General features: G+C 68.5%; 18 protein-coding genes and 1 tRNA gene. 9 read left to right on the forward strand and 10 right to left on the reverse strand.

Going from position 1 to position 22,186, the window contains the following annotated elements:
- Positions 1–23: 23 nt before the first annotated feature.
- The 3 genes from AB0H93_RS20725 to AB0H93_RS20735 all read right to left on the reverse strand — a co-directional run bounded on the left by AB0H93_RS20725 (position 24) and on the right by AB0H93_RS20735 (position 4,074).
- Positions 24–551, reverse strand: coding sequence for a DUF742 domain-containing protein (locus AB0H93_RS20725; RefSeq protein ID WP_358574566.1), 528 nt, complete (start codon positions 549–551; stop codon positions 24–26).
- A gap of 76 nt (positions 552–627) precedes the next feature.
- Entirely contained in the window at positions 628–1,068 is a 441-nt protein-coding gene (locus AB0H93_RS20730; RefSeq protein WP_093270958.1) for a roadblock/LC7 domain-containing protein, read from the reverse strand.
- Between the two features lie 42 nt (positions 1,069–1,110).
- The gene (locus tag AB0H93_RS20735) at positions 1,111–4,074 is read right to left on the reverse strand and encodes a nitrate- and nitrite sensing domain-containing protein (RefSeq protein ID WP_358574567.1); all 2,964 of its coding nucleotides are present in this window, start codon (positions 4,072–4,074) and stop codon (positions 1,111–1,113) included.
- An 838-nt stretch (positions 4,075–4,912) separates the two neighbouring features.
- On the opposite strand from AB0H93_RS20735, the gene AB0H93_RS20740 reads away from it, so the two are divergent.
- The gene (locus tag AB0H93_RS20740) at positions 4,913–5,332 is read left to right on the forward strand and encodes a DUF485 domain-containing protein (RefSeq protein WP_358574569.1); all 420 of its coding nucleotides are present in this window, start codon (positions 4,913–4,915) and stop codon (positions 5,330–5,332) included.
- Positions 5,329–6,897 (forward strand): cation acetate symporter, encoded by a 1,569-nt coding sequence (locus tag AB0H93_RS20745; protein ID WP_358574570.1) that lies wholly within the window; start codon positions 5,329–5,331, stop codon positions 6,895–6,897. Before AB0H93_RS20740 ends, AB0H93_RS20745 begins: the two co-directional genes overlap by 4 nt.
- Before the next feature lie 72 nt (positions 6,898–6,969).
- On the opposite strand, the gene AB0H93_RS20750 is transcribed toward AB0H93_RS20745, so the two are convergent.
- Positions 6,970–7,737: a lytic polysaccharide monooxygenase gene (locus AB0H93_RS20750; protein ID WP_358574572.1), complete on the reverse strand. Its 768-nt coding sequence runs from the start codon at positions 7,735–7,737 to the stop codon at positions 6,970–6,972.
- Positions 7,738–8,207: 470 nt separating this feature from the next.
- Positions 8,208–8,759: a GNAT family N-acetyltransferase gene (locus AB0H93_RS20755; RefSeq protein ID WP_358574573.1), complete on the reverse strand. Its 552-nt coding sequence runs from the start codon at positions 8,757–8,759 to the stop codon at positions 8,208–8,210.
- Positions 8,760–9,036: 277 nt separating this feature from the next.
- On the opposite strand from AB0H93_RS20755, the gene AB0H93_RS20760 reads away from it, so the two are divergent.
- Both AB0H93_RS20760 and AB0H93_RS20765 read left to right on the forward strand, forming a co-directional pair.
- Positions 9,037–10,377, forward strand: coding sequence for a Gfo/Idh/MocA family oxidoreductase (locus AB0H93_RS20760; RefSeq protein WP_358574575.1), 1,341 nt, complete (start codon positions 9,037–9,039; stop codon positions 10,375–10,377).
- Between the two features lie 74 nt (positions 10,378–10,451).
- Positions 10,452–11,195, forward strand: coding sequence for a FadR/GntR family transcriptional regulator (locus AB0H93_RS20765; protein ID WP_358574576.1), 744 nt, complete (start codon positions 10,452–10,454; stop codon positions 11,193–11,195).
- 48 nt (positions 11,196–11,243) lie between these two features.
- On the opposite strand, the gene AB0H93_RS20770 is transcribed toward AB0H93_RS20765, so the two are convergent.
- Together AB0H93_RS20770 and AB0H93_RS20775 are read right to left on the reverse strand one after the other, a co-directional pair.
- Positions 11,244–13,127: an FUSC family protein gene (locus tag AB0H93_RS20770; protein ID WP_358574577.1), complete on the reverse strand. Its 1,884-nt coding sequence runs from the start codon at positions 13,125–13,127 to the stop codon at positions 11,244–11,246.
- Positions 13,128–13,385: 258 nt separating this feature from the next.
- Entirely contained in the window at positions 13,386–13,934 is a 549-nt protein-coding gene (locus tag AB0H93_RS20775; protein ID WP_358574579.1) for a MarR family transcriptional regulator, read from the reverse strand.
- A 54-nt stretch (positions 13,935–13,988) separates the two neighbouring features.
- Between AB0H93_RS20775 and AB0H93_RS20780 the strand changes: the two genes are divergently transcribed.
- Positions 13,989–14,711 (forward strand): SDR family oxidoreductase, encoded by a 723-nt coding sequence (locus AB0H93_RS20780; RefSeq protein WP_358574581.1) that lies wholly within the window; start codon positions 13,989–13,991, stop codon positions 14,709–14,711.
- Positions 14,712–14,788: 77 nt separating this feature from the next.
- On the opposite strand, the gene AB0H93_RS20785 is transcribed toward AB0H93_RS20780, so the two are convergent.
- Positions 14,789–14,861 (reverse strand) — tRNA-Arg (locus AB0H93_RS20785).
- A 242-nt stretch (positions 14,862–15,103) separates the two neighbouring features.
- Here AB0H93_RS20785 and AB0H93_RS20790 point away from each other — a divergent pair.
- Complete coding sequence (locus tag AB0H93_RS20790; protein ID WP_132493152.1) at positions 15,104–16,021, forward strand: cation diffusion facilitator family transporter; 918 nt, start codon at positions 15,104–15,106, stop codon at positions 16,019–16,021.
- A gap of 38 nt (positions 16,022–16,059) precedes the next feature.
- Here the strand turns inward: AB0H93_RS20790 and AB0H93_RS20795 are convergent, their stop codons facing one another.
- Positions 16,060–16,731 carry a DUF305 domain-containing protein gene (locus tag AB0H93_RS20795; RefSeq protein WP_358574582.1) on the reverse strand — a complete coding sequence of 224 codons (672 nt, stop codon included), beginning with the start codon at positions 16,729–16,731 and terminating at the stop codon, positions 16,060–16,062.
- Positions 16,732–16,734: 3 nt separating this feature from the next.
- Positions 16,735–17,520 carry a DUF3105 domain-containing protein gene (locus AB0H93_RS20800; protein WP_358574583.1) on the reverse strand — a complete coding sequence of 262 codons (786 nt, stop codon included), beginning with the start codon at positions 17,518–17,520 and terminating at the stop codon, positions 16,735–16,737.
- Between the two features lie 211 nt (positions 17,521–17,731).
- Between AB0H93_RS20800 and argS the strand changes: the two genes are divergently transcribed.
- The 3 genes from argS to AB0H93_RS20815 all read left to right on the forward strand — a co-directional run bounded on the left by argS (position 17,732) and on the right by AB0H93_RS20815 (position 22,183).
- Complete coding sequence (gene argS, locus AB0H93_RS20805) at positions 17,732–19,393, forward strand: arginine--tRNA ligase (RefSeq protein ID WP_358574585.1); 1,662 nt, start codon at positions 17,732–17,734, stop codon at positions 19,391–19,393.
- A gap of 66 nt (positions 19,394–19,459) precedes the next feature.
- On the forward strand, positions 19,460–20,878 hold the full coding sequence (lysA, locus tag AB0H93_RS20810) for a diaminopimelate decarboxylase (RefSeq protein ID WP_358574587.1): 1,419 nt from the start codon (positions 19,460–19,462) through the stop codon (positions 20,876–20,878).
- The gene (locus AB0H93_RS20815) at positions 20,879–22,183 is read left to right on the forward strand and encodes a homoserine dehydrogenase (RefSeq protein WP_358574588.1); all 1,305 of its coding nucleotides are present in this window, start codon (positions 20,879–20,881) and stop codon (positions 22,181–22,183) included. It abuts the gene before it with no gap.
- Positions 22,184–22,186 lie beyond the last annotated feature (3 nt).

The following is a 22,186-nucleotide window of genomic DNA, read 5'->3' on the forward strand; positions in this document are numbered from 1 at the left end:
CCACGAGACCCGCGCTGCGGGGTTCAGAGCCGGCGAAGCCCACTCAGAACCCTCTCCATCAGCAACAAGTGCGACGTGCTGCCGTTTTCGTTCACCGTCTGGTGCACGGTCAGGAGACCGATGTCGGCCATGTCGCCGAGCAGGACCTTCGCCACGCCGAGCGGAACGTCGAGCAAGGCAGCGACCTCGGCCACCGAACGCGGGTGCCGGCACAGTTCGGCGATGGAATGGTGTTCGAGCCGCTGCAGCCGCGCCGGGTGGCACGACTCGCTGGTGGACACCAGGGTCTCCAGTTCCAGGCGGTGATTCGATCGCGTGCGCCCGCCGGTCCAGGCATACGGCCGGATGTAGGTCGCTGTGATTTCGGGCTCCTGAGGGCTGGCCTCTTCGGGTGCCGACATGGCCGGCGCTTCAGCCGGTTCGGCCGACGGCCAAGGCGGATCCGCCGCAGGTTGTGGAGGGCCCTGCGGCTCCGGTTCGTCGCGCGCACGCTTGCGGCGTCGCCCGCGGCGGCCACTATCGAGGGTGAACCGGTTGAAGACCTCGGCCATGGCGTCAGCTTCGGGCGACTCTCGGTCGTCCCATCGGTGCCGCCCGGACGCGTCCGGACCTGTGCTCATGCCGTCCTCACACCGACTGACCGGTCATCACACGATTCGTTCCCTGCAACTGGGAGCGCAGTTCCGGGGTCAGGATCTGGCCGACTCGTTCCACCAGCAAGGCCATCTCGTAGGCGATCAGACCCATGTCGCAATGCGGCGCGGCCAGGACCGTCAGACACGAGCCGTCGCTGATCGCCATCTGCAGCATGAGGCCGCGTTCCATTTCGACCACGGTCTCGTTCACGGTCCCGGCCTCGAAGCAGCGCGCCGCGCCCTGGGTGAGGCTGAGCAGCCCCGATGCGACCGCTGCGAGTTGGTCGGCCCGGTCGGTGGGCAGTTTCGCGGACGCGGTCAGCAGCAGCCCGTCGGCTGAGACGACCACGGCGTGCGCCACGCCCGGAACTCGTTCGGTGAAGTCCGTGACCAGCCAGCCGAACTGGTTCGGCTGGGAATTGTGGGCGTTCATCGGCCCTCCTGTCCTCTGCACTGATTCGGGTTGTCACGGGTGCTAGTCGGCCGAGGGCAAGTCGCGGAGGCTGTGCTTGCCTTCGCGGACCCCGCGCTGGAAGCTGGCCAGCCGTCCACGCATCACGTCCGCATCGCGGCGGGGCTTGACGTCCGGCTCGGTGGCCGTTCCCGGGACCAGTTGGGCTCTCGGGGTTCGCCGGGGAAGCCCGGCAGTCGTGTAGTCGGCGGTTTCCTGGTCGAGCAGCGACTCGGGGTCCTGGACGCCGTTGGTGCCGTTGTTGGCATGCGGATACGGGTCAGGCTGCGGGGCTCCCGTCGGCGCGGCGCCGTTGCGCGAGGTCAGCTGCTGGCGGTGGCGGCCGCGCTGAACCCCGGCCTGGAAGCTCGCCAGTCGGCCACGGGCGGCGTGCGGGTCGCGGGGCGGGCGCGCGCGCCCACCCGACTCCGTGTCGGCGCTGCCGGCCACCAGGTTCGCCTGCGGAACTCGAAGCGGAAGGCCCGCCGCGGTGTAGTCGGAAGGTTCTGCCTCCGCGACTTCCTCGGCCCGCTGCCGGGCCTGGTCATTCGCGAAGGTCCACGAGCTCTGGCCACCATGGCCGTTGGTCCGGGCGGGCTGAGAGGAAGGGAACTTTCCTGTCGCCGGTGGCAGGAAAGTTCCCTTGCTGTCACCCTCCGCCGAGGGGGCGGGCCATTGGATGGCGGGGCGGGTGGCGTCGTGCGGGGTCGCCCGGAACCACGCGGACGCGAGATCGTCGAAGATCGGCGTCGGGGCCTTCGCACCGTTGTGGTGCTCGGCGGCCTGTACGGGCTCGCGGGGGATCTCTTCGGTGCTGAAGGCGTCCGCAGGCGGCACCTGCGGCGCGCCGTTGCCCGGGGAGCGGAACAGGCGGAATCCGTTGCGCACCAGTTGGCGCTGGCCGGCCGCGTCCTCTTCGGCCGCCTCCCAGTCGAACTCCTCCACCAGCGTGTCGGCGGTGCGGGCGTTGGGCACGATGCCGTTGGTCCGCTGGACCGGTGCCGAGGGCGGGGCGTCCACCAGCAGTTCCGGCCCGAGGCCGACCGCGACGCACAACCCGGTCGATTCCGGGCCGGGGCGCAGCTCCACGCGGATGCCGTGGCGGGCGGCGAGCCGGCCGACCACGAACAGGCCCATGCGCCGGGACGTCGACAGCTTGATCTCCTCGTCGCCGGCCAGCCGCTGGTTCACGGCCGCGAGCTCGTCCTGCGACATGCCGATGCCGCGGTCGAGGATGTCGATGCCCAGCGACCCGTCGCTGCGCCGCTGCCCGGAGACGACGACCTGGGTTTCCGGCGCCGAGAAGTTCGCCGCGTTGTCGAGGAGTTCGGCCAGCAGCCGCACCAGGTCGCTCGCGGCGTATCCGACGATCTTGACGTCCGGCAGCGGCTGGACGATCACCCGCGGGTAGTGCTCGATCTCCGACACCGCGGCCCGGATCAGGTCCGCGGGCGAGGTCGGCCGCGTGAACCGCCGGGCCGGGTCCGCACCCGAGAGCACCATGAGGTTCTCGTTGTTGCGGCGCATCCGGGTGGCCAAGTGGTCCAGCTGGAACAGGGTCGCCAACTGGTCGGGGTCTTCCTCGTCGCGTTCGAGCTGCTCGAACAGCCGCAGCTGCCGCTCCAGCAGGCCCTGGCTGCGCCGCGACACGTTGATGAACGAGTCGCTGTAGCTGCGGCGGAGTTCGGCCTGCTCGGTGGCGAGGTTGACGGCCTGGGTGTGCACGTCGTCGAATGCCCGCGCCACATCGCCGATCTCGTCGGCGGTCTCCACCGGCACCCGCTCGACGCGGGGGCGGGTGGCGTGACCGGCGCGGATGTCGGCGACCGCCTGCGGCAGCTGGTAGTTAGCGGTGTCCAGCGCACTGCGCCGCAGGACGTCGAGCGACCCGAGCAGGTGCCGGGCGACCACGACGACGACCGCGCCGGCGACCAGCAGAGCCGACAGCAGGATCACCGACTCCAGACCCGCCATGTTGCTCGCGTTGTCCTGCAGCGAGAACGCGGTCTCGTGCAACTGCTGGTCCAGGTGGTCTTGAAGCGCGTTGAGCTCGCCATGAGCCGTCCGGGACTGGTCCTTCCACACCGCTGCCGACACCAGCGCCGTGGAGAGCCGCGACTTCGCGTTGTCGCGCTCGGCCATCGCCAGCTGCACCGAGGTTTCCCGCGCCGGGACCTCGGGTTTCGCGTACAGCTGGTCGTAGCGCATCCGCTGCTGAGGGGTGGCGGCCGCGCGGAACTCCTTGACCGCGGAGGTGCGGCGGGATTCGCTGGCCGCGAGTCGGGCCAGGTTGTCGGTGCTGAAACCGCCGCGGGTCAGCCCGGTGAGCACCAGTGCCTGCTGGAGCTGCATTTCCTCGCTGATCTGCCCCAGCTCGTGCGCGGTGGTGGCCGTGGACACGAGTTGCGACGACGAGATCTGGCTGATCAGCGTGCGGTCGAGCGCCATCAGCACGCCGATGAGCTCGGTGTAGGTGTTGATCGTCACCCCGGGATCGGCGTGACCGCCCAGCACCTGCTGGCGGATCGGTGCGAGCCCGGTGAGGCGCCGGTCGGTTTCCTGCCGGGCGAACCGGACCGCCTCGCTGTCCGGGGTGGCCCGCAGCCGCTGGCGCATGTCGTCCAGGGCCCGGTCCGTGGCGGTGAAGCGCTCCTGCACTTCCGGCGCGGAAACCGGCCCGCGCACCAGGAACTCGGCGGCCTTGCTGCGTTCCTGCTGCAGGCCGCCGGTGGCCGCGCGCACCGCGCTGCCGGTCGAGACCAGCCGGTCCAGCTTGGCGTATTCGTCGGCCTGGTTGATCTGGCTGCGGATCTGCAGCACGCCGAGCACCAGGGCGAAGATCACCGGAACGAGCACGACGGCGGCGATCTTGGTAGGTAGTTTCCAGTTGCGCCACGTGGTGATCCGCTCGGCGATCTTCGGCGTGGTGCGGGACCACCTGGACGCCCGGGGCGCGTTCGCGGCCGGATTTTCGAGTCCGCTGCTCACGACGCAGTCCTTTCCCGCGCAGTCGAGGTGTTCACCGACGGCGCGTTCGTGTGGTGGGCAGCCTGGGCCCGTCTGTGGTGTGCGCGGCAGGTTCTTGCAGGGCTGGCGGCGCTGCGTGCGGCCGGTTTTCGCCGGTGGCCGGTGCTGTCGTCGATACCGGCGTCCGGAGCCTGCGATGTCGGGGGTGATCGCGGCCGCACCGGATTCGTCTTCGCCGGGTGTCGGTTTTGAGAACCCTACCGCAATGAAATGATCTTCCTCCGTTCTCGAATTCGGTTGGCTGACCTGCTGATTCGATGTCGATGGAGATCATTTTCGCTGGGGTGGTGGTTGATCTTGACAATCGCGAACACTGATCGTGTTCGGCTGGGCGATCTCTAGAAGTGCTTTTGTCGCCCGATAGGTAGATGTTGGGGCTACGAATGACTTTTTCGCTGCAGAGCCATGACGAGATTTCGCCCGGTCGCCTGTCCTGCGCGTCGAGTGCCTTGTTGACCTGCTGAAAGTTGCCGCGGCTCAGGGTTTTTCGGTTTGCGGAGGGCGGTTTCGATGGTGCCCGCGCATGGGGTCGGCACAGCAAAACGACCACATACCGTGATCGGTGAATTCATCAATGTGTGTGCTGTGTCGCTGCGCGTGTCGGTGCTGCGGCATTCGCTGGCTAGACTTCCGAACCGGTTGGCAGCGCGGGCAGCGCGGTTCGCCGACGCCCTGGATCCGAGAACTCTCGATAAAGCCGGATCGAATGCGAGCCAGGGCGCTCGGCCACGGAGCACTGGGGAACTCCGAAGCATCGACCGAAACCACGTCGATGCAGTTCGACTGCTTGGAAGGACGCATGCCCAACGCAACCCAGCCACCGCCGCCGCGAACGCCCGGAGGTGAGCCCGCGACGCCGGCAACCTTCGGCCAGATCGACAAACCGGCACCCCGCGCCCACCGGCCGGCACCGGACTACACCGCCATCGCGCGAAGCCCCGAATTCCTCGATCTCAGAGCCAGGCTGCGCCGCTTCGTCTTCCCGATGACCGCGGTGTTCCTCATCTGGTACCTCGGATACGTCGTCCTCGCCGCCTACCTGCCGGAGTTCATGAGCATCCGGCTCTTCGGCGAGGTCAACGTCGGCCTGGTCATGGGCATCGGCCAGTTCGCGACCACGATCCTGATCACCGCCCTCTACCTCAAGTACGCGGCGCGCCAGATCGATCCGCGCGTCGTGGCGCTGTACCGGGAAGCGACCGGGGAGGACCCGCGATGATCAACGCCAACCCGGTGCTCAACATGAGCATCTTCGGGGTGTTCGTGCTGCTCACCCTGTACATGGTCTACCGCGTGAGCAGCTCCGGCACGGCCACCGACTACTTCGCCGCAGGCGGCCGGTTCACCGGCGCGCAGAACGGCATCGCGCTCTCCGGGGACTTCCTGTCGGCGGCGTCGTTCCTCGGGATCGCCGGAGCGATCGCGGTGAACGGCTACGACGGGTTCCTCTACTCGATCGGCTTCCTCGTGGGCTGGCTGGTCAACCTGCTGCTGGTCGCCGAGCTCCTGCGCAACACCGGCCGCTTCACGATGGGCGACGTGCTGAGCTTCCGGATGCGGCAACGCCCGGTCCGAGCGGCCGCCGCAGTGTCCACATTGGTGATCTCCTTCGTCTACATGATCGCCCAGATGGCCGGCGCGGGCAGCCTGGTGGCACTGCTGCTCGACGTGCACAGCTCGGGCGGTCAGGCGCTGGTGATCGGCGGCGTGGGTCTGGTGATGATCGTCTACGTGCTGGTCGGCGGCATGAAGGGAACCACCTGGGTGCAGATCATCAAGGCGGCCATGCTCATGCTGTGCGCGGCCATGATGACCCTGTTCCTGATGGGCAAGTTCGGCTTCAGCCTGACCTCGCTGCTGCAGCACGCGGCGGAGCAGAACCCGTTGGGGGACCGGATCTTCTCGCCCGGTGCGAAGTACGGCCAGAGCGAAGTGACCAAGCTGGACTTCGTGTCGCTGTCCATGGCCTTGGTGCTGGGTGTCGCCGGGCTGCCGCACGTGCTGATGCGGTTCTACACCGTGCCCAACGCTCTGCAGGCGCGGCGTTCCGTGGTCTGGGCGACCTGCACGATGGCGTTGTTCTACCTGTGCACGCTCGTGATCGGCTACGGAGCGGGGGCGGTCAACGGCACCGAGGCGATCCTCTCGGCTCCCGGCGGCGAGAACTCGGCCGCGCCGCTGTTGGCGTACCGCGTCGGAGGCACGGTGTTGCTGGGCGTCGTCGCAGCGGTCGCCTTCGCGACCATCCTCGCCGTTGTCGCCGGGCTGACGCTGACCGCATCCGCCTCCTTCGCCCACGACGTCTACGCCAACATCGTGAAGCGAGGCAAGGCGGATCCCGACTCGGAGGTGCGGGTCGCCCGCCTGACAGCGCTCGTGATCGGTGCCGCGTCGATCCTCGGCGGCATCCTCGTCAACGGGCAGAACATCGCGTTCCTGGTGGCGCTCGCGTTCGCGTTCGCGGCTTCGGCGAACCTATCGACGCTGCTGTTCTCGCTGTTCTGGCGGCGGTTCAACACCCGCGGCACGCTGTGGGGGATCTACGGCGGGCTGATCTCGTGCACGGTTCTGGTCGTCTTCTCGCCGGTGGTCTCGGGATCACCGGACTCGATCCTGCCGGGCGTGGACTTCGCGTGGTTCCCGCTGAGCAACCCCGGGATCGTGTCGATCCCGATCTCGTTCCTGTGCGGCTACATCGGCACGCTGCTCGGAGGAGGCCAGGTGAGCGAGAAGCGAACCGCAGAGATGGAAGTCCGAGCCCTCACCGGCATCGGCTCGTCCTGACGTGGAGCATGGGAACCTTCCTGTCACTTTTGACAGGAAGGTTCCCATGCTCGCGCCGGGGCGATCGCAACGTCAGGCGAACCAGCCCATCACGCGATCCCAGAAAGACGCCGTGTGCTCAGGGGCATGGGCGCCGTGATGGTGTGTGATGGCCGAAGTCGTGGCCGCAGGCCGCTGCGCCTCAAGGGCGCTGGTCTGGGCGGTTCCCTGCTGGCCGAAGACCACGTCGGAGCAGGAGTAGAAGGCCTCGGGGCTGTCAGTGCGCTGCCAGATCGTGTAGAGCACGTGCTGACCTGTCTTGCCCTCGGGGATCTTCGCGGCGATCGAGTATCCTTCCGCGGTTTCCGGCGGGCTGTCGACATCCGCGACCTTCACCAGATCGCCCCAAGCCAGCGACTTCGACGAATCCCAGCCGTCCTTGGTGATGAAGACCTGGAATCCGCCCTGGTGCTTGGCAGTGGCCTTGAACTCGAGGTCGACGTCGCCGGTCTGCAGCTGAGTGGTCGGCCATGCCGTGGCCGGGGCGTCGAAACCCGAGTACATCGGATTGTTGGCGCTGCAGAGCTTCCCATCCGGGATCAGTTCCTGGTGCCGGCCGTTGGCGTCGCCGATCCGGTTGCTCATCCAGTCGTAGATTGGGGCGGAACCGTTCTCGGTAACGACTCCCTTGCATCCCTCGGAGTCGGGGCTCTCGGCTCCCTCTAGAAAGCAGGTGTAGGCGCGGCCGGCAGGTGCCTGCATGTCGCCGTGGGCGAAGGCGGCCTGCGGGGCGAGCAGGATGCCGATGACGGACAAGCCACCAAGAGCAGCGGCTGCGGCTGGCTTGCGGCGCACGTTCACGTCGAGTCTCCTCGTTGTCCGCCGGTGCCGACGTCGGCCGCGAGCGGCGCGCATCGATCACCGGTGCGTCGTTTCGGGGTGAACAGATGCTGACTCGGCGGGCGAGGCGACGTCCACGGTGAAAATTCTCTTCGTGCTCAGTGAAAACTATTGTTTCGCCGAGCGTTTTTGCATATGAGGGGCGGTGTGTTGTCGCCTGGAGTCAATGCGTAAAGGCATCTGACGCAGGCGATAAACGAGCCTTAATCAGGATTTCGGAGTGCCTGTGGGGTCGACTTTTCGATGTGGGCCTTTTTCGTTTCTTAACTTTCCCTGAAGTGAAACGGTGCCTAGCGGGCAAGTGCGCCTGCTGGGTGGTTGTGGCAGAAAGGTTCCCATGCGGCGGCCTGCTGGCTCGCGTGACTCCAAGGGGTCTAGGAGCTGGAGCATGGGAACCTTCCTGCCACTGACGCGACAGTCCGCGGGTCTCTTCAGCGCGGGATCGGGATCTCGAAGTGGACGGACTGGCTGTGCTGCTCGTCGCCACGCGCGTCGTAGATCTCCTTCGCCACCGCGCGCCAGAAAGGCTCGGCGCCTTCGATCGCCGGATTGGTGTGCAGGTAGATCGCGGAGTAGCCCGCCGTGTCGGCGACGAAGTCGCAAGCCATCGCAACCAAAGCACGTGCAAGACCGTGCCGGCGGTGCGCCCTGGCGACGTAAACCCTGAACAGTTGAGCGGTCTCGCCGCTTGGATAGCGGTCGGCGATCCACTGTGGATGCGGCGGACTGCTGGGGCCGTTGGCTCGCACTGCGGTTGTTGCTGCGACCTCGCCGTCGCGGACCGCGACGAAGAGGGTGTTTCGAGGATTCTGCAGATACGTGGGCACGATGTTGATGACGTCCGAGTGCCATTTCGAGTCGTAACCGTGTCCGAACTCGTTGTAGAAGGTGTCGAGCATGACCTTCCGTGCGCCATCAACGTCGGATGGCCTGGCGGCGCGGACGGTGTACTCGCCGATGCGGTGTTCGATGTTGTGCTGCATCGCGTCCTCTCCGGGCGATCGGTGATGCGTGTTCGTTCCTGGGCGGCAGGAAGGTTCCCTGCTGTGGATCTGGGCCACCCAGGGCCGCACCAGTAGAGCAATGATAATCATTTTCAATCTGACCGCAGGCGGTAACCCCCGTTTGAGCTGGGATGTCGGGGTTGATTGACAGGAAAGTTCCCATGCTGTCGCCGCCTACGGCGGGTTGACGGCGGGTGGGGGTGGGATTACGTTGGACGGCTGTTGTGGTCAGACCGTATGTCCAGTGAGGGGTTTGATGAATCTCCACGCGTTGCTGGGCGAGCGGGCGCGGGATCGTGGGCCGGTTCGAGTCGGCGTGATCGGGGCGGGGAAGTTCGCCTCGATGTTTCTCACCCAGGCGTTGAGCACCGAAACCATGCACGTCGTCGGCATCGCAGACCTCTCGCCGGAGCGAGCTCGGGCCGCGTTGCAGCGCACCGGCTGGACCGCCGAGCGTTACGCGGCCGCGAGCTTCGGCGAGGCATTGCGCGACGACAGCACGCATGTCACCGACGATGCCGATGCGTTGATCGATGCTCCGGGGCTGGAGGTGGTCCTGGAGATCACCGGCGACCCCGTGGCAGGTGTGCGCCACGCGGTTCGCGCGATCGACGCCGGTCGGCACGTCGTCATGGTCAACGTCGAGGCCGACTGCATGGTGGGGCCGCTGCTCGCGGAGCGGGCTCGCGCGGCAGGGGTGGTCTACTCGATGGCCTACGGTGACCAGCCCGCCCTGATCTGCGAGCTCGTCGATTGGGCTCGCACAGCGGGTTTCGACGTGGTGGCCGCGGGCAAGGGAACGAAGTACCTGCCCGAGTACCACGCATCCACTCCGGACACGGTGTGGGAGCACTACGGCTTCACGCAGGAACAGCTGGATCGCGGGGACTTCAACCCGAAGATGTTCAACTCGTTCCTGGACGGGACGAAATCGGCCATCGAGATGGCGGCCGTCGCCAACGGCACCGGAATGGTGCCGCAGGACGAAGGCATGCTCTTCCCGCCCTGCGGAGTCGACGACCTGTCAACGGTGTTCCGGCCCGCCGAGATCGGGGGCCGGCTGACCCGCCGGGGCACCGTCGAGATCGCCTCCAGCCTCCACCGCGACGGCACCGACGTCGCGCGAGACCTGCGCTGGGGCGTCTACGTCACCTTCGAAGCGCGCACCGACTATGCGGTCCAGTGCTTCGCCGAATACGGCGTGCGCACGGATGAGACCGGGCGCTACGGCTCGCTCTACCGGCCGTACCACATGATCGGACTGGAACTGGGCGTCAGCATCGCTTCGGCCGCCGTGCGCGGAGAGGCGACCGGGTGCCCGACGGCTTTCCGAGGAGACGTCGTCTCCGTTGCAAAACGCGCGCTGAAGGCCGGGGAAATCCTCGACGGCGAGGGCGGCTACATGGTTCACGGCAAGCTCGCCCCGGCAGAGATGTCGCTGAAGGTCGGTGCGTTGCCGATGGGATTGGCCAACGGCGTCAAGCTGCGCAACGACATTCCCCAGGGCGGCGTCGTCGGCTGGGATGACGTCGAAGTGGACGACTCGGTGCTGGCGGTGCAGCTGCGGCGTGAGCTGGAACGAACGATGCGCGGATGACGGCGGGCAGGGGCAAACTGCGCCCGTAGAGTGGGGCGGTCTCCGGGAGCACCGCAGGAAAATCGAGGAGAAGCGTGAGTTCCGCAAGCCAGAGCTCGTGGGAACCGGTGCGCAAGGTGCGCACCTACGAGCAGGTCATGGCGCAGATCGAGCAGCGCATGCTGGACGGGTTGCTCGCGCCCGGCGACAGGCTGCCCAGCGAACGCGAACTTTCGCAGCTCCTCGGCGTCAGCCGCCCGTCGCTGCGTGAGGCGCTGCGCGTGCTTGAGGCGCTCGGCATCGTCGAAGTTCGGCCCGGCCGCGGGCCCGAAGGCGGGACGGTGTTCGTCGGTCACCCCGGTGAAGGGTTCGCCATCCTGCTGAAGATGCAGTTGGCGCTCGGGCACTTCAGCGGCACCGATGTGCTCCGGACTCGCCTGATGCTGGAGGAGTGGGCGGTCGCCGACGCGGCGCGCAACGCTACCGGCGAGGACCACGAGGCGCTGCGGAGCATCCTGGACCAGATGGACGCGGCCGATCTGACCGCCCGCGACTTCAACCGCCTGGACACCGAGTTCCACGTGCGGATCGCGGAATCCACCGGAAACTCGCTGGCTTCCTACCTGATGAGTTCGCTGCGCACCGCGATCCAGCGCCAGATGATCGACGCTTACGAGCAGCTGGCCGATTGGCGAGCGACTGCGAAGACGGTGCGCGCCGAGCACCGGAACATCCTGCGGGCCATTGAGGAGCACGACGCGCTGCGGGCCGTCGAACTCGTTCGCGACCACATCAGCGACTTCTACGAGACCGGATCCTTCGCCGGCGGCACCGCCTAGCCGGGGCGCCGACCGCTCGCTCGAACCCGCTGAAGCGGGCGACGCCTCTCAATCCGTGAACTTCGGTGTCACTTGCCGCAGCAGCAGTGCGTCGGCGTTCATCGTCACCAGCAGCAGTTCGGTTTCGGAGATCTTGGGGAGCGGTTCGCCGTCGGCAAGGTCACTGGAGGTGCTGGAGCATGGGAACCTTCCTGTCACTTCTGGCAGGAAAGTTCCCATGCTGCCGTCGTCGAGCAGGCGAAGGGTGTCGTCGATGGCGGTTGCGGTCGACTTGTCAGGTGGGAGCATGACCAGGGCCGTTGTCTGGTGGAACAGGCCTCGCAGGCCGTCGTAGGCGGTGTCGAGCGCTTCCTGCTGGTCCGGCTGCGGTTGCCTGCTGCCGGGCGGGGCCGTGACCAGCTCCTGCTGGGTTCGGACGGCTGTGTGGAAGCTCCGGGCGAGATCGTGCGGGTCGGGACCGGCGCCTCGGTGGACATCCGCCACCCGGGCCAGCAGGTTCCGGATCGCGCCGCAGGCGTTGGCGAAGCGCTCGTTGATGCCGGGCTTGGGCACACCGGGTATCGCGGCGAACCCGAAGACCAATCCGATCACCAGGGCGAGCAGGATCAGCACCACGTACTCCACGAGGACCGACACCGGATCCAGGTGGCGCGTGGTGGCGTTGAGCCCGACGCTCATCAGCACGATGCACCCGTTGAACACCACGGGCTGCGTTCGCATGAACCAGAAGCCGATCAGCAGCGCGATCAGGGCCACTGGTGCCAGCGCGGCCTGCGGAAGCAGCCAGATCACCAGCGCCAGCACCACGGATCCGGCCAGCGCCCCGATGACCCTTTCGCGGGCTTTTGCCAGGCTGTCGTGCCACTCCGGCTGCATGATCGCGAAGATCGTCATCAGGAACGCGACGGTGAGCGGATCTCCGGGCCGGAAGCTCGCGATCACGAGCGCGATCAGCACGCCCAGCGCGCACCGCACCGCATGCCGGAGTTGGGTCGACCGCCAGGACAACGTGCCGCGCGAGGTCTTCACCAGCACCTGGCGGACCGTCGCGGGCACCGTGACCCGAGTGGCGTCCCGAGCCACAGCCGCAGCGCGGATTTCGGCCAGCTCCTCCCACAAGCGGGAGATCAGGACGCTGGTGCCGCCGGGAAGTTCGGGGACTGCCGGCTTGCCATTGTCAGGCAGCTCGGGCGAGGCGGGAGCGCGCACGGCGTCGGCCAGCCTGGCTGCTTCTTCGCGCGCGGCGTCCAACGCGGCATCCAGCTCTTCGGCGTCGTGGGACGGCAGATACCGACGCCGATCGCCGAGGACACCGAGGATGGTGCGGTAGCGCATGGTCGCGAACAGCACTTGCCCGGTCCAGCGCGTCGGCCGGTCGGAGTGCCATTTGCGCAGTGCTTCCGCCGGGTCGGTTGGCTGCTCGTCGGCCAACGCACCGACCAGCGCAGCCCTCGTCGGCCCGCTCGGGTCCTTGGCGCCGAGCAACAGGCGGAGCAGGAAAACCCAGATCACGGCCAGCACCGGAGCCGCGACGATCTGGATGTGCGTGGCGGTCCCGGTGAGCTGGAATCCGTAGCTGAACAGGGCCGCCATGCCCAAGCCGAGCCCAACCTGGACGAAACGTTGGCCCAACGCCGGCAGGAGACCGGCGACGAACACGACGACCACGACCAGTGCGATCGAGACCCAGCTCGACACCTCGGCCATCAGGCGCGGCACCGCGACGGCCAACACCATCGCCGGCGCGAGCACCGCGAGCAGTCGCAGATCGGGGCGCAACGCGCCGCCGGATGCCGCCATGAAGCAGAACATGGCGGTGAGCGCAGCCAACGTCGTCGCCGCTCCGAGCCCCGCTATCGCGCCCATCCCGGCCGCTCCGCCGACGATGACCGCCATCATCAGCAGCAACCCGAGCCGCTTGCCCGCACTCACCGAGGCCTCGCAACCGCCATGGTCCCACCTTATCGACGGCGGCCACAGTGGACAGCTTCAGCGGCGGGCGCCACGTCGCGCATCAGGCGTTGCCGAGGTGCAGCATGGGAACCTTCCTGTCACGCGGCGCGGAGGCACCGAGCCGCTGCGCCGTCCCGCTGCTGCTCTGGCCGCCGTTTGCTTGGGATTCTTCATGATCCTGCTCGATGGCAGCGCGCTGAACGTGGCGCTACCGGCGATCCAGCAGGACATCAACGTTCATCCGGCGGGCGGCGGCTCGACGAGCGAATGTTCCAGCTTGGCGAGAAAGCCGGTCAGGGATGAGCGTTCGGCCGCGGTGAGCGCGCTGATCAACTGCGATTCGTGTTCGAGCAGTTCGCGCACGGTGGTTTCGATGAGGCGGTGGCCCGCGTCGGTCAGCCGGACGGCGACCGCTCGGCGCGAGGCCGTGGACGGTGATCGCGAGACCAGTCCGGCTTGTTCTGCCCGGGCGATTCGCTGGGAGACCGCACCCGGGGTGACCAGCGTCCGGCGGGTGATCTCGCGGGTCGTGAGCTCGTACGGCGGGCCCGCGCGGCGGATCACGCTGAGGAGGTCGAGTGTGGACGGATCGATTCCGAGCCTGCTCAGGGTGCGCCGCCGTTCGTCGGCGAGGACCTTGGCGATTCGCCAGATCGGCGTGATGACCCCGATGGAATCGGTGTCCACGCCGGGAAGTTCGCGTTGCCATGCCGCTGCGATGTCCGCCGTGGGCCATGTGGCGGCCTGGTTGAGCGGATAGTCCCCGGCTCCTGGGGTGTTGGACATCTGCCGCCTCCCGAGTTACGTTTAGCGCTAAACGTAACAGTTGAGGAGCTTTCGGTGAAGCGCATCGTGCTCGTAACCGGAGGTAGTACGGGAATCGGCAAGGCGGTTGCGGCCAGATTCCGTGCCGAAGGTGACACCGTGATCATCACAGGCCGCAACGCGGAGCGGCTGGCGGCCACCGCGGCCGAGATCGACGTCCGGTCGATCGCCTGCGACGCGACCGATCCCCGGCAGGTGGCAGACCTGGCCGACAGGCTCGGGGAGCATCTCGACGTGCTGGTCAACATGGCCGGCGGCAACACCGATCTGCAGCGGTCCGGGGAGCCGGAAAGTCTCGAGGAGGTGATGGCCGCGTGGCGGGAGAACCTGGACGCCAACCTGCTCAGTGCCGTCGCCACCACGACGGCCGTGCTCGACAAACTCCGACCGGGCGGCACCATCATCAACATCGGTTCCATCGGCGCCGAATACGCCTCGACGTCTTACGGGGCGGCGAAGGCGGCGCTGGCGGCCTGGAACGCGGGCCTGTCCGCACAGGTGGGGCCGAAGGGGCTGACGGCAAATCTGATCGCGCCCGGCTACATCGAGGAAACCGAGTTCTTCCACGGGCAACTCGGCGAGCAGAAGCGAACCGCCCTGATCGACGCCACCCACAACGGCCGTGCGGGACGTCCGTGCGACATCGCCGAAACGGTGCACTTCCTGGCGTCCGAAGGCGCGGGTCACATCACCGGGCAGACCCTGCACGTGAACGGCGGCGCTTACACCACCAGGTGAGCGCCGCGTCGATGTTGCTTGCCGCATAACGAAATCGGGCCCTGGTGAGTGAAACTCACCAGGGCCCGATTTCAGTGCGCCCTCGACAGGACTCGAACCTGTGACACCTGCCTCCGGAGGGCAGTGCTCTATCCGCTGAGCTACGAGGGCTTGTCCCTGCGGACGATCGTTAGCTTAGCGCACCCGGCGGGCACCCTTCGACGGGGGTCCGTTTGCCGCTGTCTCGCAGTTCACCGCGTCTTCGTGGCGAGGTTGGAGCATGGGAACTTTCCTGCCGCCGGTGACAGGAAAGTTCCCATGCTCGCATCCCGATGGGCGGGACGGCCTGACTTGACGCGTGCACTCATGCATACTTCACTATGTATCGGAGAGACGACTGAGGAGGACGGTCGATGGGTCAAGGGCATGGGCACGGCTCGGCCGCCGACGCGGTCAGCGCATCCGGCCGCTACGTGCGGCGGTTGGCCGCATCGTTCGCGATCTTGCTCGCGTTCTTCGTCCTGGAAGCGGTGGTCGGGTTCCTCACGTCATCGCTGGCGCTGCTCTCCGACGCCGGGCACATGCTCACTGACGTGCTGGGCGTCGGCATGGCGCTGGCCGCGATCACCGCCGCCCGGCGACCGGTCGAGGGCAAGCGGACCTTCGGCCTCTACCGCATGGAAGTGCTCGCCGCGCTCGCCAACGCCGTGCTGCTGTTCGGCGTCGCCGGTTACATCCTCTACGAGTCCATCGCCCGGTTCCAGGAGCCGCCGGAGGTCGCCGGCGTGCCGATGATGCTGACCGCTGCCGCCGGGCTGGCGGCCAACCTCGTGGTCTTCGCGCTGCTGCGGCGCGGCGCGAACGAGAGCCTGAACGTGCGCGGCGCCTACCTCGAGGTGCTCGCGGACACCATCGGCTCCGTCGGCGTGTTGATCGGTGGCGCGGTGACCTGGGCGTTCGGTTGGTACCTGGCCGACCCGATCGTCGCGGTCGCCGTCGGCCTCTTCGTGCTGCCGCGCACCTGGAAGCTGGCGCGGCAGGCGCTGCGGATCCTCGTCCAGCAGGCGCCGGAAGGGGTGGACCTGCAGAAGCTGCGGGCCGATCTCGCCGCGCTGCCGTCGGTCACCGAGGTGCACGACCTGCACGTGTGGACCCTCACCTCGGGCATGGAGGTCGCCTCCGCCCACCTCACCACCGGAGCCGGCGCCGACCACGGCGGCGTGCTGGTGGCCGCCCAGCGAGTCCTGGCCGAGCGCTACCAGATCGACCACGCGACCCTGCAGGTCGAGCCCGCCGAATGCGCCCAGCGCTGCCGGGCTTTGACCTGGTGAGGGCCGCCGGGTGACAGGAAGGTTCCCATGCTCGCGCCTCAGCGCAGCGGCTGGGCGCCTCGTTCGGCGAGCATCGAGCGCATGAGGTCGCTCTCGCTGCGCTGGGAGCCGAGCATGTTCTTCCCCAGCTCGCGGACCGCCGGGACCGCCGCGTGCGTCGCCCCGTAGTCCGCCATCGGCGCGCCGCCCTCGTGGTGGCGGAGCATCAGCTGCAGGAAGTAGACGTCGAACTCCGGCCCGCGCAGCGACTGCAGCCGGGACATCTCCGCGCTGGTCGCCATGCCGGGCATCAGCCCGCCGGACTCCGACTGCGCGGCCGCCGGGGCGCTGTGCTGGTGGCCGCCGTCCTCCGTCATCCACGTCATCAGCGGGCCGACGGCCTGCGCGGACTGGCCCCACAGACTGAGCCAGCCCTGCATGCGGCCGATCTGGTCGCGCTGGTTGGTCTCGATGTCGAACGCCAGCTGGCGCACGGCGACGTCGGCGGCGTGCTCCCGCGCGAGCGTCGCCATCGTCACCGCCTGCTGGTGGTGCACGGACATGTCCTGCGCGAAGCCGACGTCCACCGCCGTCGGCTGCGGTTCGGCGCTGTCGAAGGACGGCACCCGGATCAGCAGACCGAGCGCCGCCCCCAGCAGCAGCAGGACGACCGCCGCCGCGACGGCCACGAAGATGCGGACCGGCAGCGGTCGCCGTGCCTCAGCCGACACGGGTCACTGGCCCATCTCGCCGGTGGCGGCGCTGGCGCCGCGGCCGTCCATCGGGATCGCGTCCGGGCCGGGCGGGGTCGGGTCGAACTTCGGCGGGTTGTTCGTGTCGAACGCGCCCGGGTAGGCCTGGCAGGAGCCGCCGATCTCCGGGTAGACGCCGTTGTTGTTCAGCCGCAGCGCGGTGATGAACTGGTCGATGCGCTGGTCGTCGGCGTTGTCGACCTTGAGCTGGTGGCCCCAGGACTGCAGCGAGATCGCGCTGTCCAGGCCCGGGTACGGCGACATCATCGTGTAGGGCTTGCCGTCGACGCGGGCCTTGAGCCGCTCCAGGCCGGGCTCGCCGACCCGGTCCGGGTTGTAGGCGATCCACACCGCACCGTGCTCCAGCGAGTGCACCATGTTCTCGGTGCGCACCGCCTCCGGGTAGACCACGCCGGTGCAGTCGGCCCAGATGCCGTCGTGCGGGCCGCCGAACGACGGCGTGTGGTCGTAGGCCACCCGCTGGTCCGGGCGGACGTGGATCTGCCCCGGGTAGTCGACGACGGTGACGCCGGGGATGGTCTTCGACGGGTCCGGGTTCTGCGGCGACGGCTTGAACGCCTCGGTGGCCTTCTCCGCTTCGGCCTGGGCCTGCCGGATCGACTCCTGCCCCGACCACCGGCTGTACGCGTACCCGAAGATCACGGCCGCGAAAACCACCACGACGGTGACGCCGGAGATCAGCATCCAGGGGATCGACCGCTGGTGCACCACGGCGCCGCGCACCGCTTTGCTCTTCCTGTTCGCCATGCTCTTCGCAAACCTCGTCTCGCCGAGAACCACCGGGGGATCCGGCCCGTCAGTGTAGAGATTCCGGGCGCCGCGGGTGGCCGTGCGTCCAATGCTCGCCACCACGTTCTCACATCAGAGTGACGAGTCGATCACGCGGCGTGTTATCCCCTGCCCGCTCGTCCCCAACCCGTTGGCTGAGCAGCGCGGACGCTTCCTTAGACTGCATAAGGTGACTCCCGCCGCGCTCGCAGAACTGGTCCGCAACACCGCCGTCGAGGTCCTCTCCGCCAGGGACCTGGACACTTCCGTGCTGCCCGAGGCGGTAACGGTCGAGCGACCCCGCAACCCGGAGCACGGTGACTACGCCACGAACGTGGCCATGCAGGTCGCCAAGAAGGTCGGCGTGTCGCCGCGCGATCTCGCGGGCTGGCTCGCCGAGGCGCTGACCGGGCAGGACGCCATCGACTCCGTCGACGTCGCCGGGCCCGGCTTCCTGAACCTCCGGCTCGCCGCCGACGCGCAGGGCCAGATCGTGCGCGAGGTGCTCACCAAGTCCGCCGGTTACGGCCGCGGCGAGCTCTACTCGGCGCTGAAGGTCAACCTCGAGTTCGTCTCCGCCAACCCGACCGGCCCGATCCACCTGGGCGGCACCCGGTGGGCCGCGGTCGGCGACGCGCTCGGCCGGGTGCTGGCCGCGCAGGGCGCCGAGGTGACCCGCGAGTACTACTTCAACGACGCGGGCGCGCAGATCGACCGGTTCGTGCGGTCGCTGATCGCCGCCGCGAAGGGCGAGCCCGCGCCGGAGGACGGCTACGGCGGCGACTACATCGCCGACATCGCCGCGGCCGTGCTCAAGGCCGAGCCGAACGCCCTGGAGCTGCCCGAGGCGGAGGGGCACGAGGCGTTCCGCCGCGTCGGCGTCGGGCTGATGTTCGACGAGATCAAGCAGAGCCTGCACGAGTTCGGCACCGACTTCGACGTGTTCTTCCACGAGGACTCGCTGCACACCTCCGGCGCGGTCGCCGCGTGCGTCGAGGAGATGAAGCAGTCCGGCCACGTGTACTTCGCCGACGGCGCCTGGTGGCTGCGCTCCACCGAGTACGGCGACGACAAGGACCGGGTGCTGATCAAGAGCGACGGCGCGCCCGCCTACATCGCCGGCGACGTCGCCTACCTGCGGGACAAGCGCGGCCGCGGCTTCGACCTGTGCATCTACATGCTGGGCGCCGACCACCACGGCTACATCGCCCGGCTGAAGGCCGCCGCCGCGGCGCTGGGCGACGACCCGGCCGTCGTCGAGGTGCTCATCGGGCAGATGGTGAACCTGGTGCGCGACGGCAAGCCGGTGCGGATGAGCAAGCGCGCGGGCACCGTCGTGACCCTGGAGGACCTCGTCGACGCCGTGGGCGTGGACGCGGCCCGCTACTCGCTGATCCGGTCCTCCGCGGACTCCGCGGTGGACATCGACCTGGACCTGATCAGCAAGCGCACCAACGAGAACCCGGTCTTCTACGTGCAGTACGCGCACGCCCGGCTGTCCTCGTTGCAGCGCAACGCCGCCTCGCTCGGCATCGAGCGCGGACCGGTGGACGAAGCCGACCTGTCGCTGCTCACCCACGAACGTGAGGGCGACCTGATCCGCACCCTGGGCGAGTTCCCGCGCGTGGTGCTGTCGGCCGCCCAGCTGCGGGAACCGCACCGGGTGGCCCGCTACCTGGAGGACGTGGCCGCCGCGTACCACAAGTTCTACGACGCGTGCCGCGTGCTGCAGCCCGGTGACGACCAGGCGAGCCCGTTGACCATCGCCCGGCTGCAGCTGTGCGAGGCGACCCGCCAGGTCCTCGCCAACGGCCTCGGCCTGCTCGGGGTCAGCGCCCCGGACAAGATGTAGGGCGCACGCGAGCAGATGATTGCAACAACGGCCTGCCCATCGGCAGGTCGCGCGAAGGAGCTGTAAATGCGCGCCCATCCCGCCGGGCCGCGGCACGCCGATGTCGTGCTGCCCGGCAACACCGCGGGACCCCTCCCAGCGACCGCGGACGAAGTCGACCTGCTGCACCCGAACGTCTGGCCGCGCAACTGCGAGCGCGGCGCCGACGGCGTCGTCCGGCTCGCCGGCATCGACGTCCGCGAACTCGTCGAACGCTTCGGCACGCCGCTGTTCGTGCTCGACGAAGACGATTTCCGGTCGCGTTGCCGCGACTACGCCGAGGCGTTCGGCGACCCGGCCGCCGTGCACTACGCGTCCAAGGCGTTCCTGTGCACCGAGGTCGCCAAGTGGGTCGCCGAGGAGGGTTTGAGCCTGGACGTGTGCAGCGGCGGCGAGCTGGCCGTGGCGCTGCGCGCCGGGTTCCCCGCCGAGCGGATCACGTTCCACGGCAACAACAAGTCCGTCGCCGAGCTGACCGCCGCCGTCGAGGCCGGGGTCGGTTCCGTGGTGCTGGACTCGTTCCACGAGATCGCCCGGCTGGACCACATCGCCACCGAGCGCGGCGTCCGCCAGCACGTGCTGGTGCGCATCACCGTCGGCGTCGAGGCGCACACCCACGAGTTCATCGCGACCGCGCACGAGGACCAGAAGTTCGGCTTCTCGCTGGCCAACGGGCAGGCCGCCGAGGCGGTGCACCGGGTGCTCAAGACCGATTCGCTGGTGCTGGCCGGCCTGCACAGCCACATCGGTTCGCAGATCTTCGACGTGGACGGCTTCGAGCTGGCCGCGCACCGGGTGGTCCGGCTGCTCGCCGAGCTGCGCGAGGAGCACGGCGCCGACGCGATGGCCAGCGCGTCCACTGTGGATCTCGGTGGCGGGCTGGGCATCGCCTACACCGCCGACGACGACCCGCTGCCGCCCGAGCAGCTGGCGATCCGGCTGCACGAGATCGTCGGCAAGGAAGCGGACAACGCGGGCATCCCCGTGCCCAAGATCGCCGTCGAGCCGGGCCGCGCGATCGTCGGCCCCGGCATGGTGACCGTCTACGAGGTCGGCACCATCAAGGACGTGGCGCTCGGCGGCGACGCGCACCGCAAGTACGTCAGCGTGGACGGCGGCATGAGCGACAACATCCGCACCTCGCTCTACGACGCCGTCTACGACTGCCGGCTGGTGTCCCGCAATGCCGAGGCGCCCGCCGTGCTGTCCCGCATCGTGGGCAAACACTGTGAGTCCGGTGACGTAGTGGTGCGCGACTGCTGGTTGCCGGAGGACATTGCTCCAGGAGACCTGTTGGCAGTCGCCGCCACCGGCGCCTACTGCTACGTGATGGCCAGCAACTACAACCGCCTGCCCAAGCCGCCCGTCGTTGCGGTTCGAGATGGTCAGGCGCGGTTGCTGCTGCGCAGGGAGACCGAGGACGACCTGCTCCGGCTGGAGGTGTGAGTGAGCCAGGACCGTGAACCGATCAGGGTCGCACTCTTGGGGTGCGGGACCGTCGGGACCGAGGTGCTGCGCCTGTTGCAGGACCAACCGGATGAATTCGCCGCGCGGACCGGTGCGCCGATGCTGGTCACCGGGGTGGCGGTGCGTCGCCCGCACAAGCACCCCGACGTGCCCCAGCACCTGCTGACCACCGACGCGCACGCGTTGGTCGAGGGCGACGTCGACGTCATCGTGGAGCTGATCGGCGGCATCGAGCCCGCGCGCTCGCTGCTGCTGACTGCGCTGAAGTCCGGCAAGTCGGTGGTGACCGCGAACAAGGCGCTGCTCGCCGAGCACGGCTCCGAGCTGTACGCGGCGGCGGACGCCTCGGGCGCCGACATCTACTTCGAGGCGGCCGTGGCGGGCGCGATCCCGCTGCTGCGCCCGCTGCGCGAGTCGCTGGCCGGGGACCGGATCAACCGGGTCATGGGCATCGTCAACGGCACCACGAACTACATCCTGTCCGCGATGGACTCCACCGGCGCCGGCTACTCCGAGACGCTGGACGAGGCCGGGCGGCTGGGCTACGCCGAGGCGGATCCGACCGCGGACGTGGACGGCTTCGACGCGGCGGCGAAGGCCGCGATCCTGGCGTCGCTGGCCTTCCACACCCGGGTGACCGCCAGCGACGTCCACCGGGAGGGCATCTCGGCGGTAACGCCCGGCGACATCGCCGCCGCCCGCACCCTGGACCGCACGGTGAAGCTGCTGGCGATCTGCGAGCGGGTGGTCGACGAGGACGGCACCGAGTCGGTGTCCGCTCGCGTGCACCCGGCGATGATCCCGCGCAGCCACCCGCTGGCCGGCGTCGGCGACGCCTTCAACGCGGTGTTCGTCGAGGCGGAGGCCGCGGGGCAGCTGATGTTCTACGGTCAGGGCGCGGGGGGAGCGCCGACCGCCAGCGCGGTGCTCGGCGATCTCGTCGCGGTCGCGCGCAACCTGGTCGTGGCGGGCCGGGGGCCCCGGGAGTCGGCGCACGCGCAGCTACCGATGCGCCCGATGGGCAAGACCCCCACCCGCTACCACATCAGCCTCGACGTGGCCGACAAACCGGGCGTGCTCTCGCAGGTCGCGGCCATGTTCAACGAGCACGATGTGAGCATTTCGGTGGTGCGTCAGCAGGGCCGGGGCGCGGAGGCCAGCCTCGTGGTGGTCACCCACACGGCCCCCGACGCGGCACTAAAGTCCACAGTGGACAAGATCGCGCAGCTACCGGTGGTGCGCGAGGTGGTCAGCGTGATGCGCGTGGAAGGTGAATCGTCGTGACGA

This window comes from Saccharopolyspora sp. NPDC050642 (assembly GCF_040654735.1).
In the GTDB taxonomy this organism is placed as follows: domain Bacteria; phylum Actinomycetota; class Actinomycetes; order Mycobacteriales; family Pseudonocardiaceae; genus Saccharopolyspora; species Saccharopolyspora elongata.

What these genes read in the sequence shown, in the direction of transcription:
- lysA (WP_358574587.1), top strand. Translation starts at nt 19,460, where the DNA reads ATGCGCGCCCATCCCGCCGGGCCGCGGCACGCCGATGTCGTGCTGCCC.
- AB0H93_RS20775 (WP_358574579.1), bottom strand. Translation starts at nt 13,934, where the DNA reads ATGTCCAACACCCCAGGAGCCGGGGACTATCCGCTCAACCAGGCCGCC.
- AB0H93_RS20790 (WP_132493152.1), top strand. Translation starts at nt 15,104, where the DNA reads ATGGGTCAAGGGCATGGGCACGGCTCGGCCGCCGACGCGGTCAGCGCA.
- AB0H93_RS20800 (WP_358574583.1), bottom strand. Translation starts at nt 17,520, where the DNA reads ATGGCGAACAGGAAGAGCAAAGCGGTGCGCGGCGCCGTGGTGCACCAG.
- AB0H93_RS20725 (WP_358574566.1), bottom strand. Translation starts at nt 551, where the DNA reads ATGGCCGAGGTCTTCAACCGGTTCACCCTCGATAGTGGCCGCCGCGGG.
- AB0H93_RS20730 (WP_093270958.1), bottom strand. Translation starts at nt 1,068, where the DNA reads ATGAACGCCCACAATTCCCAGCCGAACCAGTTCGGCTGGCTGGTCACG.
- AB0H93_RS20740 (WP_358574569.1), top strand. Translation starts at nt 4,913, where the DNA reads ATGCCCAACGCAACCCAGCCACCGCCGCCGCGAACGCCCGGAGGTGAG.
- AB0H93_RS20760 (WP_358574575.1), top strand. Translation starts at nt 9,037, where the DNA reads ATGAATCTCCACGCGTTGCTGGGCGAGCGGGCGCGGGATCGTGGGCCG.
- AB0H93_RS20755 (WP_358574573.1), bottom strand. Translation starts at nt 8,759, where the DNA reads ATGCAGCACAACATCGAACACCGCATCGGCGAGTACACCGTCCGCGCC.
- AB0H93_RS20745 (WP_358574570.1), top strand. Translation starts at nt 5,329, where the DNA reads ATGATCAACGCCAACCCGGTGCTCAACATGAGCATCTTCGGGGTGTTC.